General features: G+C 64.9%; 16 protein-coding genes. 13 read left to right on the top strand and 3 right to left on the bottom strand.

Going from position 1 to position 16,677, the window contains the following annotated elements; all coding sequences use genetic code 11:
• Positions 1-108: 108 nt before the first annotated feature.
• The gene (locus tag MUN46_RS07235) at positions 109-423 is read right to left on the bottom strand and encodes a hypothetical protein (protein ID WP_243377270.1); all 315 of its coding nucleotides are present in this window, start codon (positions 421-423) and stop codon (positions 109-111) included.
• 119 nt (positions 424-542) lie between these two features.
• Here MUN46_RS07235 and MUN46_RS07240 point away from each other — a divergent pair, with 119 nt between their 5' ends.
• The 6 genes from MUN46_RS07240 to MUN46_RS07265 all read left to right on the top strand — a co-directional run bounded on the left by MUN46_RS07240 (position 543) and on the right by MUN46_RS07265 (position 6,388).
• Entirely contained in the window at positions 543-1,340 is a 798-nt protein-coding gene (locus MUN46_RS07240; RefSeq protein WP_243377271.1) for an HAD-IIA family hydrolase, read from the top strand.
• Between the two features lie 152 nt (positions 1,341-1,492).
• Positions 1,493-2,254, top strand: a complete 762-nt coding sequence (locus MUN46_RS07245) for a ParA family protein (protein ID WP_243377272.1) — start codon at positions 1,493-1,495, stop codon at positions 2,252-2,254.
• 3 nt (positions 2,255-2,257) lie between these two features.
• A complete protein-coding gene (locus MUN46_RS07250; RefSeq protein WP_243377273.1) occupies positions 2,258-2,563 on the top strand; it encodes a hypothetical protein in 306 nt (101 codons plus the stop codon).
• Between the two features lie 45 nt (positions 2,564-2,608).
• Positions 2,609-3,400 carry a DUF805 domain-containing protein gene (locus MUN46_RS07255; RefSeq protein WP_243377274.1) on the top strand — a complete coding sequence of 264 codons (792 nt, stop codon included), beginning with the start codon at positions 2,609-2,611 and terminating at the stop codon, positions 3,398-3,400.
• A 106-nt stretch (positions 3,401-3,506) separates the two neighbouring features.
• On the top strand, positions 3,507-4,205 hold the full coding sequence (locus MUN46_RS07260) for an HAD family hydrolase (protein ID WP_243377275.1): 699 nt from the start codon (positions 3,507-3,509) through the stop codon (positions 4,203-4,205).
• Entirely contained in the window at positions 4,202-6,388 is a 2,187-nt protein-coding gene (locus tag MUN46_RS07265; protein ID WP_243377276.1) for a 3'-5' exonuclease, read from the top strand. Before MUN46_RS07260 ends, MUN46_RS07265 begins: the two co-directional genes overlap by 4 nt.
• Here MUN46_RS07265 and MUN46_RS07270 read toward each other — a convergent pair.
• Positions 6,378-7,070: a TetR/AcrR family transcriptional regulator gene (locus MUN46_RS07270; RefSeq protein WP_243377277.1), complete on the bottom strand. Its 693-nt coding sequence runs from the start codon at positions 7,068-7,070 to the stop codon at positions 6,378-6,380. The genes MUN46_RS07265 and MUN46_RS07270 overlap by 11 nt on opposite strands.
• A gap of 104 nt (positions 7,071-7,174) precedes the next feature.
• On the opposite strand from MUN46_RS07270, the gene MUN46_RS07275 reads away from it, so the two are divergent.
• Genes MUN46_RS07275 through MUN46_RS07290 form a run of 4 tightly spaced genes read left to right on the top strand, consistent with a single transcriptional unit; the run spans position 7,175 to position 12,234 of the window.
• Complete coding sequence (locus tag MUN46_RS07275) at positions 7,175-8,209, top strand: HlyD family secretion protein (RefSeq protein WP_243377278.1); 1,035 nt, start codon at positions 7,175-7,177, stop codon at positions 8,207-8,209.
• Between the two features lie 4 nt (positions 8,210-8,213).
• Positions 8,214-9,965, top strand: a complete 1,752-nt coding sequence (locus tag MUN46_RS07280) for an ATP-binding cassette domain-containing protein (protein WP_243377279.1) — start codon at positions 8,214-8,216, stop codon at positions 9,963-9,965.
• A complete protein-coding gene (locus MUN46_RS07285) occupies positions 9,962-11,104 on the top strand; it encodes an ABC transporter permease (RefSeq protein ID WP_243377280.1) in 1,143 nt (380 codons plus the stop codon). The genes MUN46_RS07280 and MUN46_RS07285 overlap by 4 nt, the downstream gene beginning before the upstream one ends.
• 5 nt (positions 11,105-11,109) lie before the next feature.
• Positions 11,110-12,234 (top strand): ABC transporter permease, encoded by a 1,125-nt coding sequence (locus MUN46_RS07290; protein ID WP_243377281.1) that lies wholly within the window; start codon positions 11,110-11,112, stop codon positions 12,232-12,234.
• 27 nt (positions 12,235-12,261) lie between these two features.
• On the opposite strand, the gene ypfJ is transcribed toward MUN46_RS07290, so the two are convergent.
• A complete protein-coding gene (ypfJ, locus tag MUN46_RS07295; RefSeq protein WP_243377282.1) occupies positions 12,262-13,182 on the bottom strand; it encodes a KPN_02809 family neutral zinc metallopeptidase in 921 nt (306 codons plus the stop codon).
• Between the two features lie 176 nt (positions 13,183-13,358).
• On the opposite strand from ypfJ, the gene MUN46_RS07300 reads away from it, so the two are divergent.
• The 3 genes from MUN46_RS07300 (at position 13,359) to MUN46_RS07310 (ending at position 16,663) form a co-directional block, all read left to right on the top strand.
• Positions 13,359-14,330 carry a LysR family transcriptional regulator gene (locus MUN46_RS07300; RefSeq protein WP_243377283.1) on the top strand — a complete coding sequence of 324 codons (972 nt, stop codon included), beginning with the start codon at positions 13,359-13,361 and terminating at the stop codon, positions 14,328-14,330.
• Between the two features lie 219 nt (positions 14,331-14,549).
• Entirely contained in the window at positions 14,550-15,782 is a 1,233-nt protein-coding gene (locus MUN46_RS07305) for a hypothetical protein (RefSeq protein WP_243377284.1), read from the top strand.
• Positions 15,779-16,663 carry a sugar nucleotidyltransferase gene (locus MUN46_RS07310; protein ID WP_243377285.1) on the top strand — a complete coding sequence of 295 codons (885 nt, stop codon included), beginning with the start codon at positions 15,779-15,781 and terminating at the stop codon, positions 16,661-16,663. Before MUN46_RS07305 ends, MUN46_RS07310 begins: the two co-directional genes overlap by 4 nt.
• Positions 16,664-16,677: the final 14 nt, after the last annotated feature.

Below are 16,677 nucleotides of genomic sequence, written 5' to 3' on the forward strand. Positions count from 1 at the left end.
CGGCGCTTTTTTTTTGAGCGAAGAGACCGGGCCCGGCCCTCTGCGGAAAATGAGCGGGGTCTTAAAGAACCACCGGGAGTGAGCCTGCCCCGGGATTAGTGCGCGGCCTCAGGGCAGCGCTTTTTCGACCTTGGCAATGCGGGCCTTGGAGGAGAGAAAGGCCATCATCAGGGTGGGGTGCTTGGCCGCGAAAACCCGCAGGTCTTTCGACCATTCGTCGATCGCCTCCCGGTCCGTCCAGTAAAGAATGGTGATCCATTCCTTCTGCCCCTTCGCCTCCTCCAGCCCGAGAAAGCCCCGGGCCTTCGGCGTGGTCTCTTTGACAAACTCGTTGAGCTTGGTGAAGATTTCCAAAGTTCCCGGCGAAACGATCGTCGTCAGTGCGAGGCTGTAATAGGGGGGATTGGGAGTCGCTGCGGGCATGGCCTTTTTCCTTGAAATGGAGTCGTGGAACCGCCATCATAACCCTGCGGATTTCCGGAAGGGGCGCGGGGGAGTTCTCTCCTACAATAGAAGACTCATTTCAAGTCAGGGGCCGGCACATGACGCCAGAGAAGAAAAACCTGGATTTCGTGCGCGCGAAAAGCGCATTTTTCATCGATATGGACGGCGTCATCTACCACGGACGCTTTCTTCTTCCCGGCGTGAAGGAGTTCATCGCTTGGCTCAGGCGCAGCGGAAAGCTTTACCGCTTTGTCACCAATAATTCGCTTTTCACGCCCGAGGAGCTCTCCGGGCGCCTCAACCGGATGGGCATTGCCACTGAGCCGCGCGAGTTTTATACGAGCGCGATGGCCGCAGCCGAATTCTGCATTTCCCAGCGCGAATCGCCCAGCGCGTGGGTGATCGGGGCCAACGGACTGTACGAGGCGCTGGAGAAGGCGGGCGTGAGGATCACGGATGACCACCCCGATTACGTCATTGTGGGCGAGTCGCTCAGCGAGTACAGCTTCGAGTCGGTGGGCAGGGCCCTCACCCTGGTGCTGGGCGGCTCGCGGCTGATCGCAACCAACGCGGATATTACCGGTCCCGGCTCCTACGGCCTGATCCCGGCCACGGGGGCGATGGTCTCCCCCATTGAAATCGCCTCGGGGCAGAAGGCGTATTTCGTGGGAAAGCCCAATCCGCTGATGCTGCGCCGGGTGATGGACGGCTTCGGAGTGCATGCCTCGCAGTCCGTCATGATCGGCGACTCCATGGGAACCGACATCCGCGGCGGTCTTGAGACGGGCATGTGCACGGTCCTCGTGCTCTCCGGGCTCACGAAGCGAGAAAGCCTCGCCGCCTATGCCTATCGCCCGGACTTTGTGATTGAGGGCGTGGGGGACCTGGTGCCTTAAGGCCGGCGCAGCGGGGCAAAGGCGGACATGCTGATAGCAGTATGTGTATATCATGATGCGGTTAACGGCGTCTTTTTAAGCGCAGGCTTTTGCTTTAAGATCAGCGGCGCGGCCGGGGGATCCGGCCCTCATGCATTACCTAGGTGGAGAAAATGGCAAAAATCCTCGCAGTGGCCAATCAAAAGGGCGGCGTCGGGAAGACCGCAACAACGCATGCACTGGCCGCGGGACTGGCGGCCCGCGGCGAGCGGGTGCTGGCCGTCGATCTGGATCCCCAGGGCAACCTGTCCTATTCGCTGGGCCTGTCCGCGGGCCCGGGCGCCATGGCGCTGTTGCAAAAGAGCGCGGCCGCCCCGGAGGTGATCCAGTCCCCGGCCCTCGGGCTGGATGCCATCGCCTCTTCTCCCGACCTTTCGAGCGCGGACATTGCCATTGCCGAAACGGGCAAGGAATACAGGCTGAAGGAAGCCCTCGCGCCGATTGCCAGAAAATACAGCTGGATCCTGATCGACACGCCTCCGGCCCTCGGAGTGCTCTCGGTCAACGCCCTGACGGCCGCCTCGAAGGTGCTGATCGTGGCGCAGGCCGATATTTACAGCCTGCACGGCATAGAACGCCTGGCCGATACCGTTGCGACGGTCCGCCGCTACTGCAATCCGAAGCTGCGCATCGCGGGAATCGCGCTCACGCGCTTCAACCGCCGGCTGATTCTCGCGCAGCAGGCCTCTCAGGCGATCGACGCGCAGGCCCGGGAGCTGGGTACGCGCCTGCTCGCGGCCCGCATCCGCGAATGCTCTGCGGTGAAGGAGGCCCAGGCCATGAAGCGCGACATTTTTTCCTACGCTCCCCGCAGCAATGCCGCGAAGGACTATCAGGCTCTGCTCGACGAGCTTTTCCCGCCGAAGAGGGCCTGAGCCATGGCAAAAAAGAATTTTCTGAACGCGCTCGAAAGCCCGGCCGCTTCCTTTATTTCTGCTCCTGCGGGCGGAGCGCTCCCGCGCAGGGCTCTCCCGCAGGAAGATTCCGCCGCCCCGGAGCCTCAGGGCGAGGCTTCAAGATATGTCGAGCGCCGTGAGCTGAAGACCCGGCGCGTGCAGCTTCTGCTGCAGCCTTCGGTCTACAACCGGCTCAAGGCCCTGGCCCTGCAGCGGGGCGTGAGCGTCAACGAACTGTGCAACGAGTTCCTGTCCCAGGCCTCGCTCAGGGCGCTCAAGGAGCATTAAGATCATCTGCGGTTCGGATGGCCGCAGGCAACCGGAGGAAGGAAAATGGCCGAAAACAATAAAGACGAGCAGCACCGCAGCGTCCTGGAGGAAGTCCAGTCGCAGGAGGCGTCCGGGGAAGGGGCTTCGCCGGATGCCGGCGCCTCTTCCTTAAGCGGATCGAAGGGAGCTTCGGGTTCTGATGCCGCGCGAAAGGATGAGGGCAGGCCTTCCGAGGCTGCGGCCGAAGAGCCCTCGAGCCTCAGCGGCGAGGCGCAGCCGCCCCGCAGGATAGAAGGCAGCGGCGGCGCTCTGTTCACGCCGTCGACCGTGTCGGACACGAAGGACGCGGGCGCCTCGGGCTCAGGAAGCGGAGCTGAAGGAGATACGCTGCAGGCGGTCTGGCAGCTCTTTTGCGATACCTTCAGCCACCGCTACGCCCAGTTCGACGGCCGCGCGAACCGCACGGAATTCTGGGTCTTCTTTGTGGGCTCGATGCTGATCGAGTGGGTGCTCAATCTGCTCGCGGCGCTGCCTCTGATCGGCTGGATCGCGGGCTTTGGCTCGATAGCCTGGTGGATTGCCTCGCTGGTGCCCAACTGCGCCGTGGCCGTGAGGCGCCTGCACGACACGGGCCGCTCCGGCGCCTGGATCGCCGCACCGCTCGCGGCGGTGATGATCCTGATGCTGATGATCCCGCTCTCGGTGGCCTTCGCGCTTTTCTCGCTCATGGCGATCGGCCCCGTGCTCTTCATCTGCGGAATTCTATTCGTGGTGGGACTTTTCTTCTGCGCCCTTGCGGGTCAGAAGGGCCCCAATGAATGGGGTCCGCAGCCCCGGGATCTGAAGATCTTTTAAGCTGCAGGCCGTGCGGGCCGCCAGGGCGGGGAAGGCCCGCAGGCAGCGTCTAAAATGAGGTCTCCGGCTTCATGTTTTCCCCCGCGCGGCTGCGCTGATTTTTCCTATGCCCTTTACTCGTCCCAAGGCTGTATTTTTCGACTTCGACGGCACGCTCATCGACAGCGAGGGCCCGGACGGGCAGCTGCTCGCGGCGATGATGGGCGAGCTCGGCCTTCACTTCACGGCGCTTGACGTGATCAGGATGCTGCAGGGCATGACGCGCGACCTTGTGCCCCAGGTGCTTCGCGAACGCTTCGGAGTGACGGTTCCGGAGGACTGGATGACGCGCTACCGGGCGGGGCGCAGAGTGCTGGAAGACCGGGCCCTGGTTCCTGCCGGGACGCTGCAGAGCCTGCGCAGGCTCAAATGCGCCGGCGTTCCCCTCAGCCTCGTTTCAAACAGCCGCGCCTCGCGGCTCGAGCGCATGGTGAAGAGCTCCGGCGCGCAGGGCCTTTTCGAAGACCGGCTTTTTCACCTCGCGCCGGGCATTCGCCCGAAGCCGGAGCCGGATCTGTACCTGGCGGCGCTTCGTTCCGCGGGACTGAGCCCCAAGGAAGCGCTGGCGGTCGAGGACTCGGTGGTTGGAGTGCGGGCTGCGCGGGCTGCGGGCATTCCCTGCGTGGGATTTACCGGCTTCAACCGCCTGGGGCTTGAGGAGGAATCGGCGCTGAAGGACGCCGGGGCCTTTCTTCTTGTCCCCCGGATGAGCGATGTTGCAGCCCTGGCTTTGGGCATCCCCCCGGCAAAGGAGGAGCGGTCATGAAAAGAAAAGGCAAACAGCTGCTCACGGCGGCCTCTCTCATGGATGCGATTTACCGCGCAAACATAGAGATCAAAAGCCGGGCCGCCGCCTTTTTTGACGATTTCACGCGCCACGGCCCCGAGAGGCTGGCCAAGTTTGGCCCGCTCGAGCCGATCGAAGGCGCGGCAGGCTACAGCTGCCTCACGCTCTGGAAAGGCTGGTACGCCGTGCTTTGCAACCCGCTTTCTTCGATCTGGGTTTTCGCCTGGGTGGCGAAAAGCCGCGAGGAAGCCTGCCGCTGGGCCCGCACGCACCGCATCGAGGCGAACCCCCGCATCCGGGCGATCCAGATGTTCGAAGAGCCCGAGGAGGCAGTCTCTTCGAGCGCTTCCGGAAAAGGCTCCCCGCTTTTTGGCAAGGTCTCCGACGGCCTGCTGCTCGACCTCGGGGTGCCGGTGAACCGGCTCGAGCTGGTGCGTTCGCTCTGCTCCGCAGACGAACTGGAGCAGAAAGGGCGCTTTCTGCCCTCCGCAGTCGAAAAGCGGCTTTGGAAAATCGTCCAGGGCACTCCGGCCTCGGCGCTCGTCTCCCATGGCGTGCGGCCGACGGCAACCGAGGCGGGGTATCTGGGAAGCGCCGCCACGCGCAGCGCCTTTTACGCTCCCGCCGACAAGGAGGATTTCTCCGAGATCCTGAGGATGCCGCTCGACAAGTGGCGCTGCTACCTCTCCGAGGAGCAGAGGCAGCTTGTGGAGGCCGACCGCAACGGGCCTTTCATGGTGGTGGGCAGCGCCGGAACCGGGAAAACGGTGGTCGCGCTGCACCGCGCGAAGCGTCTGGTCGAGCTCACCGACTGGGGTCCGAAGGACCGCCTGCTGTTCACCACTTTCACGCGCAACCTGGCGCTCGACCTGCGCCTGCAGATGGAGAAGCTCCTGCCTGCCAAGGTCATTGAGCGGACCATGGAGATCGTGAACCTGGACGAGTGGGTGCGGAATTTTCTCGTTGAGAACCATATGGGCCGGGAGTACCTGCTGCCCGGGCCCGAGCTCGACGCGATCTGGGCCGGCGCAAGGAGGCTTTTCCCCGCCCGCATCGGCAACAAGCCCCCGATGCCCGAGTCCTTCTACCGAAACGAGTTTGAGCAGGTGGTTCTGCCCGACAACATCCGCTCCGAGGCGGCCTATCTCCTCGCCGACCGCAGAGGCCGGGGCGTGACGCTCGGAAAGCGGGAGCGCTCCGCGGTCTGGCCGGTGCTTGCCTACGTGCGCCGGGCGATCGACGAAACCGGCAAGCTCACGCCCTCGGACGCGTACAACACGGCCTCGGCCCTGCTGATGTCCGGGCGCTCGACCAAGCAGTACCGGGCGGTGATTCTTGACGAGGCTCAGGACTTCGGGCGCGAGGCCTTCAGGCTGCTGCGGCAGCTCACCCCCGACCTGTCGCTCTCGAATACCCCGGGCCACCCCAGGCAGGGCGACATCTTCATCGTGGGCGACGAAAACCAGCGCATCTACAGCCGCGGCAGCGGCTACGACCTCAAGCGCTGCGGCATCAACGTGCGCTCGAAGCGCACGAGAAAGCTCACGATCAACTACCGGACCACGGCCGACATCCGCAGCGCCGCTCTCGTCGTGCTGGAGCACAACCGCGCGAAGGTGCTCGAGTCGAAGCTGAGCCGGCGGCCTTACCGCGATGAAGAGTGCGTTTCCACGCGCCGCGGGCCCGAGCCTGTGCTTTACGTCGCGCACGGGCTCGAGGACGAGGCCGGATGGATCGCGGATCGGATTTTTGAGCTTCAGAACCAGGACCGGTCTTACGTTCTGTCTGATTTTGTAGTGGCCGCCCATTCCCGCGAGAGGCGCGACGAGTACGCCCGGTGCCTGGCCGCGCGGGGCCTCGCCACGGCCGCCATTGAAGCGGCCGAGATGCCGGCCCGGGACGCGGTGAGGGTGTCGACCCTGCACCGGCTGAAGGGGCTTGAGTTCAAGGTGGTTTTCATCGCGGGCGCCGATGCGGGCAAGATCCCGTCGGACTCGGCTGTCAGCCAGGGCTCCGACAAGGTGGAAAAAGCCGGCCTTTACAAGCGTCAGCGTTCGCTTTTTTATGTGGCGGTGACCCGGGCGCGCGACAGGCTGTTCATTTCATGCCGCGAGCGGCCCGGCGCCTTCATGGCCGCCGTGGCGGAGTACCTCAGCCGCTGAAAGGCGGGGAGGAGGCGGCCTTCGCGCGGTCCGCTTCCTTCCAGCGCCGGCCTTCCTCCCGAAGCCAGTCGGTCATGTACCGGCCGATGAACTCCGCGGCCTCCTCCGGGGTGTCCTTCTGCAGGGAGTAGAGGTTGTTGGGAAGGCTTTTGCCGAAGGCCAGCAGCGTAAAGACCGGCGAAACAATGCAGAACATGCAGCGCCTGAGCGCCGGGTCATTCTCCGGAATGCCGGAGACCTCGGAGGCGAGGCGCTGGACGAGCGCGAATTTGGGCAGGACCTCCGTTTCAAAAAGCGGGCGCAGGCTCGCCTCCTCATCGAGCAGCCCCCTGAACAGCAGCTTCATTTTCCAGCCGTTTTCACTTGAGGCCTGCTGCAGGATCATCCGGAGAATGCTCTTCACTTTCTGGTCCGCCGGCTGCGGGCTTTCGACAATTTTCCTTATCTCTTCGATTTGGAAAATGTCATGGTGGGCTTCAATGAGCGCGGCGGCGAAAAGGCCGCGGCGGCTGCCGAAGTGGTAGTTGATGGAGGCGAGGTCGACATGAGCGCGGGCCGCGATGTCGCGGCAGGTCACGTTGGCAAAGCCCCTGCGGCTGAGCAGTCGCGAGGCGGTCTGAAGAATCTTTTCCCTGGTGGCGGCACCGTCAGCGCGCTGCCGGCGCATGGTCTCATGCAGCATTGAATTCCCCCTTAGCCGGGGTTATTATAGAGAAAATTAAATTTAAATTTAATTTAAACTAAGCATCAGGCCATTAAGCAACCTGTTGTTTTATATAAGCGCAAATGAATAAAAAGATCCTCATTGCGGCAACTGTCCTTGTCGCGGCCGCAGCCGCGGCCGGGTACGTCGTCCATGAAAAGTTCTTCCAGAAAGCCTCCGATGAAATCGTGCTCTACGGCAACGTCGACATCAGGCAGGTGTCGCTCGCATTCGAGGAGGGCGGGCGCATCAGCGAACTGCGGGTCGAGGAGGGCGATCAGGTGAAGAAAGGGCAGGTGCTGGCGGTTCTCGACACCCGCACGCTCGAGCTTGAAGCCGAGCAGGCCTCGGCCCAGGTCCGTGCGGGCGAGCAGGCGCTTTTGAGGCTTCGCCATGGCAACCGCCCCCAGGAAATCGCCCAGGCGCGGGCTAAGTACCGGGCGGCTCAGGCCGATGCCGAGCGGGCCTCGCTCGACCTCAAGCGGGCTGAAGCCCTCTGGAACACGCCCCAGGGCCACGCGGTGAGCCGCCAGAGCTATGACCAGGCGGTCAGCGCCGAGCGCGTGGCGAGGCAAAACGAGCAGCAGGCGAAGGAGGCGCTGCAGCTCCAGGTGATCGGCCCGCGGGTGGAGGACATCCGGGAGTCCGAGGCGTCGCTTGAGGCCTCGAAGGCGAACCTGGCCGTGCTGCGGCACCGCATCGAGCTCGGGACGCTGCGTGCGCCCCAGAATGCCGTGGTCCGCAGCCGCCTGCTTGAGAAGGGCGACATGGCCTCGGCTTCAAGCCCTGTGTTCACGCTTGCGCTCACGGATCCCAAGTGGGTCCGGGCGTACCTGAGCGAAAAGGACCTGGGGCGCGTGAAGCCCGGGGACCCGGCCGAGATCACCACGGATTCGAACCCCGGGGAAAAGGTCCCCGGGCGGGTGGGGTTCATCTCCTCGGTGGCTGAATTCACGCCTAAGAACGTGCAGACCGAGGAGCTGCGCACGAGCCTCGTCTACGAAGTGCGCATTCTCTTTGACGATCCCGGCTCGAAGCTGCGGCTCGGGCAGCCTGCGACCGTCAGGCTCCGCCCGGCCTCCGGCGCCGCCTCCGGGGCCTCAGCCGGCGGGGTGTGAGGCGATGGCAGAGCAGGCCGTGGCCATCCGGGCCGAGGGCCTCGGGATGGCTTTCAGGGACAGCGGCGGCGACCGGGTTCAGGCTCTCTCGGAGCTCAATTTCGACGTGCCGGCCGGCCGCCTCGTCACCCTGGTGGGGGCTGACGGAGCGGGCAAGACGACGCTGATGCGGCTTGTCTGCGGACTGCTTGCGCCCTCCTCGGGCAGGATCGAGGTTCTGGGCAGGGACGTGGCCGCGCAGACCCAGTGGGTGCAGGACCAGATCAGCTATATGCCCCAGAAGTTCGCGCTCTACGAGGATCTTTCCGTCCAGGAGAACCTCGACCTCTATGCTGATCTTCACGGAGTGCCCCCTGCCGTGCGCGCGAAGCGCTACGAGCGGCTGCTTGCGATGTCTGATCTGGGCCGCTTCACCGGGCGGCCGGCCGGGAAGCTCTCCGGCGGCATGAAGCAGAAGCTCGGGCTGATCTGCACGCTCGTGCGCACGCCGAGGCTGCTGCTGCTCGACGAGCCTTCCATCGGGGTCGACCCGCTCTCGCGCCGGGACCTTTGGGAAATCGTGCGGCAGCAGGTGCAGCTTGAGCATATCTCGGTGGTCTGGAGCACTTCCTACATGGACGAGGCCGAGCGTTCGGACTATGTTTTTGCGCTGCACGAAGGCCGGCTGGTGGCCCAGGGGCGTCCCGCCGAGCTCGTGCGGCGCGCCGAGGGCCTCACCGGCACGGCCTGGCCGCGCGGGGGCGAGCCGGCACGGGACCTTCAGGCCGCCTTGTACGACCGGGGCGATCTCGTGCTCGACGCGGTGCCCTCGGGGGGCGCCGTGCGCTTCATCCGCAGGCCGGGGTCGGACGCCCCGGCGCTCGTCTCGCTTCTGGCCGGGCGGCGCATGGAAAGCCGCCGCCCGGACTTTGAGGACGCCTTCATGCTGATGATTTCGGGCAGCGGGGAGGGCCGCAGGGCGCCCCGCGCCGGCCAGCAGCCCGTTGCTGCCAGGAGGCCGGCTTCTTCCGGGCCGGTCATCCATGTCCGGAACCTCGTGCGTCGGTTCGGCGACTTCACGGCGGTCGCCAGCACGAGCTTTGATGTGAAGGAAGGCGAGATATTCGGCCTTCTCGGCCCCAACGGAGCAGGGAAGACCACCACTTTCCGCATGCTCTGCGGGCTGCTGCCCGCCACGAGCGGCGTGATCGAGGTGGCGGGGTTCAACCTCCGCAAGGCCCGGGCGGAAGCCCGCGGGCGCATCGGCTATGTGGCCCAGAAATTCGCGCTCTACGGACTGCTCACGAACAAGGAGAATCTGGAGTTCTTTGCCGGCGCCTACGGACTTTACGGCAGCAGGCTCCGCGAGCGGGTGCAGGCGATGCTGCAGCAGTTCGACCTCCGGCCCGGGGATGTCTCCGGCCGGCTGCCCATGGGCCCCAAGCGCAGGCTGGCGATGGCGGCCGCGCTGCTGCACGAGCCAAGAATCCTGTTTCTCGACGAGCCCACAAGCGGCATTGACCCGACCACTAGGCGCAGCTTCTGGCGCACCATCACGGAGCTATCCCGCACCGGCGTCACGGTCATCGTGACAACCCACTTCATGGAGGAGGCCGAGTACTGCGACCGAATCGCGATTCAGGACGCGGGGCGGTTCCTCGCCCTGGGCACTCCGGGCGAAGTCCGCCGCCTCGCCGGAGAGGACTGCGCCGACATGAACAGCGCCTTCGTCCGGATCGTGGAAAAGGGCCGGGCCGGGGGAGGAAGGGAAAAATGAAGCAGGACCGCGCTTTTTCTGATTCCCTCGGCGCAGCGACCCGGCTGCGGGCCCTCGCCATGAAGGAGCTCCGGCAGATGCTGCGCGACCGCAGCACGCTCCTGCTCGGGCTCCTGCTGCCTGTCATCCTCATCCTTCTGCTCGGCTACGGCCTGTCGTTCGACGTGGAGCATGCGCCGCTTGCCGTCGTCGACGAATCCTCTTCCGTGCAGGGCGAGCACCTGGTCCGGGCGCTGTCGGGCAACCGGTATCTGAGGATCAGCCGCAAGGCCGGCATGGGCGAGGCGGTGGAGGCGATGCGGCAGGGCGCTGCAATGGGCATTGTGCGCATCCCCTCGGATTACGCTCGGCGCTCGGAGTCGGGAAGCGCTCCGGTGCAGCTCATCTTGAACGGGGTCGACTCCCAGACCGTAAGGACGGTGGAGGCGTATGTGTCGGCGGCTCTGAGCACTGCGCTCCAGAAACAGGCCGACCGCAGCACCGCCCGCGGCGCAGGCCTCGAGATTGTGCAGCGGACCTGGTACAACGAGGCGGGCCAGAGCACCTGGTTTCTGGTGCCCGGCATCATCGTGATTGTCCTCACGCTGGTCGGCGCGTTTCTCGCCTCGCTGCTGATTGCCCGAGAGTGGGAGAGGGGGACCTTCGAGTCGCTTTTCGTGACCCCGGTGCGTCCTTTCGAGATCGTGATCACGAAGACGGCGCCCTACCTGCTGATCGGCATCGTGGACATCGCCATCTGCCTTTTTGCCGCTCGCTATCTTTTCGATGTCCCGATCCGCGGGTCGCTTGCTGCCATAGCCGGCGTGTCGTTTCTCTACCTTTTGGTGTCCCTGCAGATGGGGCTGATGATCTCGGGGCTTGCGCGCAGCCAGTTTCTGGCGAGCCAGGTCGCGCTTATTGTCAGTTTCCTGCCTGCCGCGATGCTCTCCGGCTTTGTCTTTGACCTGCGCAATATGCCCGGCTGGCTCACCCCGATCTGCAACATCCTGCCCGCGACGCATTTTGTGAAAATTGTGCGCGAGCTCTTTCTTGTAGGCACGAGGCCGTGGGACCTCGCGGCTTCGGTCCTGATTCTCTGCGCCTACAGCGTCCTGTTTGTATCGGTGACCACCAGGACCGTGCGCAAGAGGCTGAGGTAAATGACATGGTGATTAGCCCTGAGGTGCGCCTCTGGCTGGTGCGGGTGCGGTGTCTGATCCGCAAGGAACTCCAGGTCCTTTTGAAGGACCCGAGGAGCCGGGCGATTCTCATAGTTCCGGTTTTCCTGCAGGCGCTGCTGTTCGGCTACGCCGCGAACTACGAGCTTTCGTACGCTCCCTACGTCCTGCTCGACGAATGCCACAGCAAGGCCTCGGACGAACTGCTCGCCCGCATCGACAGCTCCGGCATTTTCGTGCGCAGGCTCACCGTGAGCTCGCAGCGCGAGATGGGCGAGGCGGTCGAAAGCGGGGCGGTTGCGCTCGCGATCAGGATCCCGCCGGACTTCCCCTCGCGCCTTTTCAGCGGCAGGACCGCCCCGCTGCAGGTCGTGCTCGACGGGCGCAACACCATCACCTCGGGGCTGGCGGGAGCGTACCTCGGCAGCATCGTGTCCTCCTACGCCTCAGAGCTCTCCGGCAGAGCCGGCAGCGTCGAGCTCGTGCGGCGCGCCTGGTACAACACGAACCTGGATTCCCGCTGGAATATTCTGGTCGCCCTGATCGCGGCTCTCGCGCTCATCCAGACTCAGCTCACCGCGGCCTTCACCGTGGCGCGCGAGCGCGAGCAGGGGACCTTCGACCAGCTGCTCGTCACCCCGCTCACGCCTGTGGAAATTCTGGTAGGAAAGGCGCTGCCCCCCATTTTCGTCGGCCTCGCGCAGTCGAGCTTCATTCTGCTCGTGATCCGCTTCTGGTTTGGGATTCCCTTCTCGGGCAGCCTGATCACCCTGTATCTGGGGCTTCTCGCGTTTAATATCGCGGCCGTCGGCTTCGGCCTGTCCGTTTCCGCGCTGTCGCTGTCGATGCAGCAGGCGATGCTCTACAACTTCCTCTGCCTGGTGCCCACGGTCATGCTCTCGGGCTTTTTCACCCCGGTGAGCAATATGGCGCCGGCGCTGCAGTACCTCACCTATGTGAATCCTCTGCGCTTTGGCATCGACATCGTGAAGCGGGTGTATCTCGAGGGGGCGGGGCTCGCGCAGGTCTGGCCGGATTTCATTCCGCTCGCGCTGATCGCCTCGGTCTGTCTGCCGGCTGCGGGCTGGCTGTTCAGAAACAAGCTGTCGTGACAGCCCGCGGCCGCGCCCCGGGAGCTTTCAGCGCCCGGAGTCCCGGCCGAGCCGGCCGTACAAGGTCTCGCCCGGGCTGTCGAGGCTGGCCGAGCCGAAGGTGTTGCAGGCCTGCGGCCGCCCGGTGTCGTAGCCCCGCTTGAACCACCGGTAGCGCTGCTCTGAAGTCCCGTGCGTGAAGCTGTCGGGAACGACGCGGCCGGTGCTTTCGCGCTGCAGGCGGTCGTCGCCGATGGCCGAGGCGGTGCGAAGCGCCTTCTCAAGGTCTCCCTTTTCCAGCACGCCGTCGCGCTTCATGAAGTTTCCCCAGACGCCTGCGAAGCAGTCGGCCTGCAGCTCCAGCCGGACCGAAAGGCGGTTGGCGCCGGCCTGGTCGGTGCGGCTCTGCGCCTCGCGCACCTTGTCGCTGATGCCCAGCAGGTTCTGAACGTGATGCCCGACCTCGTGGGCGAGGACGTAGCCCAGGGCGAAGTCGCCTCCGCCGCCCAGCCGGGTTTTCATGTCCTCATAAAAGGAGAGGTCGATGTAGACGCGGCGGTCGGGAGGGCAGTAAAAGGGGCCCATGGCGGACTGGCCGTAGCCGCAGGCCGTCCGGGTGCTGCCCCTGTAGAGCACGAGGGTCGGGGGCGTATAGGTGGAGCCGGCCTTTTTGAAGATCTCCGACCAGGTCTCCTCGGTGGTCTTCAGGGCGACGCCCGTGAACTGCGCGAGCTCCTGCTCTTCGGCCGAAGGCTTGTAGGCGCCCGCCGAAGCCTGGGTCTGGGCGGCTTCGCCGCCGGTCAGCAGCGGCGTGAGATCGATGCCGTAGTAGCCCGCCACGATCACGATGATGAGAATCAGCACCCCGCCCTTGCCGCGGATCGGGATCAGGCCGCCCGGGCCGCCTCCCGCGGACTCGCCGCGGCGGTCTTCGATGTTCGTGCTCGATTGTCGGTTTCTCCACAGCATGGGGGCCTCTGTCGGTAAGCGGCGGGCGGGGGGACGGCAGCCGCCGCGCAAAGAAAAAACGCTTCGCCGCTCATTTTAGCGGCCGCGCCCGGCAGGGGCCGGCTATCTTTGAATTGCTGTAGTGCATTGCGTAAAATACAGGCAATCAACTTTGCTGATCCTGACGGAACCTTGCAATGAACTTCCTTTCGATGAAGTACTTCACGACGGTGGCCCGGATGCGCAGCTTCACGCGGGCCGCGGCCGAGCTGCACATCACCCAGCAGACGCTGTCGGCGCACATCGCAGGAGTGGAAAAGGAGCTGGGCTGCGCGCTGCTGATCAGGCACGTGCCGCTGGAGCTGACCTATGCGGGCGAGGTGTTCCTGCGGTACGCCTCCGACTTTGAGAAAAACTACAAGCGGATGATGGTCGAGCTGGGCGACATCAGCGACAATCACAGGGGCGTGCTCAAGATCGGCGTCGCCTTTACCCGCGGGCGGGCCATCATGCCGCTGCTGATCGAGGAATTCCAGAAGGACTGGCCCCGCTACGAGATACAGCTGGTCGAGGACACGAACGACAGGCTCCGCAAGTTTCTGGCTGACGGAGACATTGATCTGGCGATAGCCTCGTTCCCGAACAATGCGCCCGACATTGAGCTCAAGCCCTTTTACCGCGAGAACATTGTGCTGGCTGTCTCGCGCACTCTGCTTAAGCGGCTTTTCCCGGACAGCCTCGAGGCGTCGCTTGAAAAAATCCGCGGCGGCGATCTTTCTCCGCTGGCGCTCTGCCCTTTCGTCATGGGAAAGCCCGAGGACATCTCCGGGCGGGTCGCGCAGGAGTTCATCCGGCGCTTTGACCTGCATCCGTTCGTGAGCGCGCGCTCGGACAACATCGGCACGCTCCTGTCGCTGTGCCTGAGGGGCGTCGGGGCCTGCTTCTGCCAGGAAAACTTCGTGCGCATGACGCTGCCCGACGAGGCCCTGAAGCAGCTGGAGATTTTCCGCCTCCCCAAGGGCTCGAGCTACGAGATCCTTTTCGGCACGCCGCGCCAGGCTTATCAGAGAAAGGCGGTGTCGGCCTTCATGCAGACCGCTCTTCGGGTGATCCCCGCCTCCGAGGAGAAGGCCGAGGAGGAGCTCAAGCGGGTCGTGAAACTTAAATAAAGAGGGGCCGTGCGATGTGGAAGGCGCTGCTTTACCAGACCGTTTGCGTGGTAACCTGCTTCCTGCTGGGATATGTGGCCGTGCGCGTGCTTGACGCCCTTGGCGCGGCGGCCTGGATCGAAAGGCTGCTCCGATAGGCGCGCCCGGGGGCTTGTCCCGTTTTTCCCTAATGAAGACCGCTCCGGGCACCCCGGCGGCCGCAGCAGGAGTCACCAGGCTTTGAACAGTGAGAAAAAATCAGCGGGGCCCCGCGTTGTCGCTCTTGGCCGCGGCAGCACGCGCCTGCCGCTTGCGAGGCGCTACTTCGATTCGATCGAGGTGCTTGACGGCTTTGACAGCGTCCCGCTCTCCGATATTCTTCTGAGGCGCATCCGGCTGGTCGCCGTCCCGTCGCGCCGGGAGACCCGCGGGCGCACCGCCCGGGCGAAGCGCAGCCTCGCGAAGGCCCTGGGGCTCTCGCTCAGCTCCGAGATCGCCCGCAGGAACCTGGCGGAGTGCTTTTTCGACGACCACGGCTCGAAAGTGCTCTTCGCTCCTTCAGAAACCGCGGCAGCCGTCTACCGGACGCATCTGAGTCCGCTCGGTTTCCAGGTGCTCGAGCTCAAGGATGAAACGAGCCCGGTCCGGCTCGGGGCCTTTTTCCGGCGCGCGGCAAAGCGGCTCGCCTCCTGCGGCCCCGATCCCGCCGAAGGGCTCACGGTCTTCACCGACATGCACGAGGCGCCGCTGCTGCGCCTCTACCGGAAGCTGCACCCGGCGCGGCGGATCGTGCTGCGCTTCCACGACCGGATCGAGGGAGGGCTGGGCGGCCGGGCTCCCAGCGCGCAGAGGGTGATCCTCAGCGCGAGGGCGCTGCGCGCCGAGGGGGTGGTCGACGCTCTGGAGTCCTACAGCCGCTCCGATGCCGCCGCGCTGGGCGGACTTTACCGCCCCAACGGCGTGAACCCGGATGTGATGGCCGGCTACGACCGGCCGAGCAGGGACTGCCTGTGGTTTTTCATGGGCAGCCGGGGGCAGGGCCTGGAAAGGACGAAGGTCCTCGGGGCTCTGCGCGGGGCGCTGCTGGCCGCCCGCCCGGGGCTTGGCCGCTGGCTGGTCGAGAAAACACCCGGTGAGTCCTCGCAGTGGCTGGCTTACCCGGACTACCTGCGGCTCTGCGCGGGAGCCGAAGCGGTGGTCGACCTGGTTCGGATCGGTCAGGATGAAGGCTATTCCTTCCGAATGGCGGAGGCGCTTTTCCTGAACCGAAAGATCATCACCAACCGCAGCTCGGCCGCCGGCGAGCCCTTCGACAGGCCCGGCCGGCTCTTTCTGATCGGCCGCGACAGACCCGAAACGCTCTTGTCATTTCTTCAGACAGAGCCGCAGCCCCTTGAGCCTGAGGCCCTCAGGCTCTTCGACGCCCGGCTCTGGTGGACGCCGGAAGACCCGGCAGAGGCAGGCAGGCAATGAAAGGCATTCTTCTCGCCGGCGGCAGCGGCAGCCGGCTCTATCCCATGACCCGGACCACCTCCAAGCAGCTGCTCCCGGTCTATGACAAGCCGCTGATCTACTATCCGCTCTCCACATTAATGGATCTGGGCATCACCGAGATTGTCGTCATTTCAACGCCGCGGGACCTTCCGGGCATCAGGTCGCTGCTGGGCGACGGCGCGGAATTCGGGCTGCGGCTTTCCTACCGGGTGCAGAACAGGCCCGAAGGCATCGCGCAGAGCCTGCTGATCGCCTCGGACTTCATCGACGAGGACATCTGCCTCATCCTGGGGGACAATCTTTTCATGCTGAACGGGGAGCTTGCCCGGCTGCGCTCACTTGCCTCCGGGCCGGCTCTGAAATCGGCCGCGGTGGTGCTCTGCCCCGTGAAGGACCCGGAGCGTTTCGGCGTGGCAGACTGCGATGCCGGGGGGCGGGTGCTCAGGCTGGTTGAAAAGCCGAAGCTGCCGACTTCAAATCTGGCGGTGACGGGGCTGTACTTCTACCCGTCCGACGCGGCGGGCCTTGCGGCAACGCTTCGGCCTTCGGCGCGGGGGGAGCTTGAAATCACGGACCTCAACAACCTTTATCTGGCGCAGGGACGGCTGCGCGCGCTGCGGCTCGAAAGGGAGTCGAGGTGGCTTGACGCCGGCACTCCCGACGCTCTGCTCGAGGCTTCGGAGCTTGCGGCCAGGGCCTGGCGCGACGAAAGGAACCCTGCGGGCTATCCGGAGGAAATGGCGAGGCGCCGCGGGCTGATCAGCCAGGACGACTACGAGGCGCTGCTGCGCTCGATCAAGCCCGGCACGCCGTACCTTGAGCATCTCAGGGCGCTTTCGGCCTGCCTCTGGCGCCGTTAGCCCGCGGTTAGGCA

The organism is Mesosutterella faecium (assembly GCF_022809315.2).
Lineage (GTDB): Bacteria > Pseudomonadota > Gammaproteobacteria > Burkholderiales > Burkholderiaceae_F > Mesosutterella > Mesosutterella faecium.

What these genes read in the sequence shown, in the direction of transcription:
- MUN46_RS07255 (WP_243377274.1), top strand. Translation starts at nt 2,609, where the DNA reads ATGGCCGAAAACAATAAAGACGAGCAGCACCGCAGCGTCCTGGAGGAA.
- MUN46_RS07260 (WP_243377275.1), top strand. Translation starts at nt 3,507, where the DNA reads ATGCCCTTTACTCGTCCCAAGGCTGTATTTTTCGACTTCGACGGCACG.
- MUN46_RS07235 (WP_243377270.1), bottom strand. Translation starts at nt 423, where the DNA reads ATGCCCGCAGCGACTCCCAATCCCCCCTATTACAGCCTCGCACTGACG.
- MUN46_RS07275 (WP_243377278.1), top strand. Translation starts at nt 7,175, where the DNA reads ATGAATAAAAAGATCCTCATTGCGGCAACTGTCCTTGTCGCGGCCGCA.
- MUN46_RS07250 (WP_243377273.1), top strand. Translation starts at nt 2,258, where the DNA reads ATGGCAAAAAAGAATTTTCTGAACGCGCTCGAAAGCCCGGCCGCTTCC.
- MUN46_RS07290 (WP_243377281.1), top strand. Translation starts at nt 11,110, where the DNA reads ATGGTGATTAGCCCTGAGGTGCGCCTCTGGCTGGTGCGGGTGCGGTGT.
- MUN46_RS07310 (WP_243377285.1), top strand. Translation starts at nt 15,779, where the DNA reads ATGAAAGGCATTCTTCTCGCCGGCGGCAGCGGCAGCCGGCTCTATCCC.
- ypfJ (WP_243377282.1), bottom strand. Translation starts at nt 13,182, where the DNA reads ATGCTGTGGAGAAACCGACAATCGAGCACGAACATCGAAGACCGCCGC.
- MUN46_RS07300 (WP_243377283.1), top strand. Translation starts at nt 13,359, where the DNA reads ATGAACTTCCTTTCGATGAAGTACTTCACGACGGTGGCCCGGATGCGC.
- MUN46_RS07245 (WP_243377272.1), top strand. Translation starts at nt 1,493, where the DNA reads ATGGCAAAAATCCTCGCAGTGGCCAATCAAAAGGGCGGCGTCGGGAAG.
- MUN46_RS07270 (WP_243377277.1), bottom strand. Translation starts at nt 7,070, where the DNA reads ATGCTGCATGAGACCATGCGCCGGCAGCGCGCTGACGGTGCCGCCACC.
- MUN46_RS07240 (WP_243377271.1), top strand. Translation starts at nt 543, where the DNA reads ATGACGCCAGAGAAGAAAAACCTGGATTTCGTGCGCGCGAAAAGCGCA.
- MUN46_RS07265 (WP_243377276.1), top strand. Translation starts at nt 4,202, where the DNA reads ATGAAAAGAAAAGGCAAACAGCTGCTCACGGCGGCCTCTCTCATGGAT.
- MUN46_RS07280 (WP_243377279.1), top strand. Translation starts at nt 8,214, where the DNA reads ATGGCAGAGCAGGCCGTGGCCATCCGGGCCGAGGGCCTCGGGATGGCT.
- MUN46_RS07285 (WP_243377280.1), top strand. Translation starts at nt 9,962, where the DNA reads ATGAAGCAGGACCGCGCTTTTTCTGATTCCCTCGGCGCAGCGACCCGG.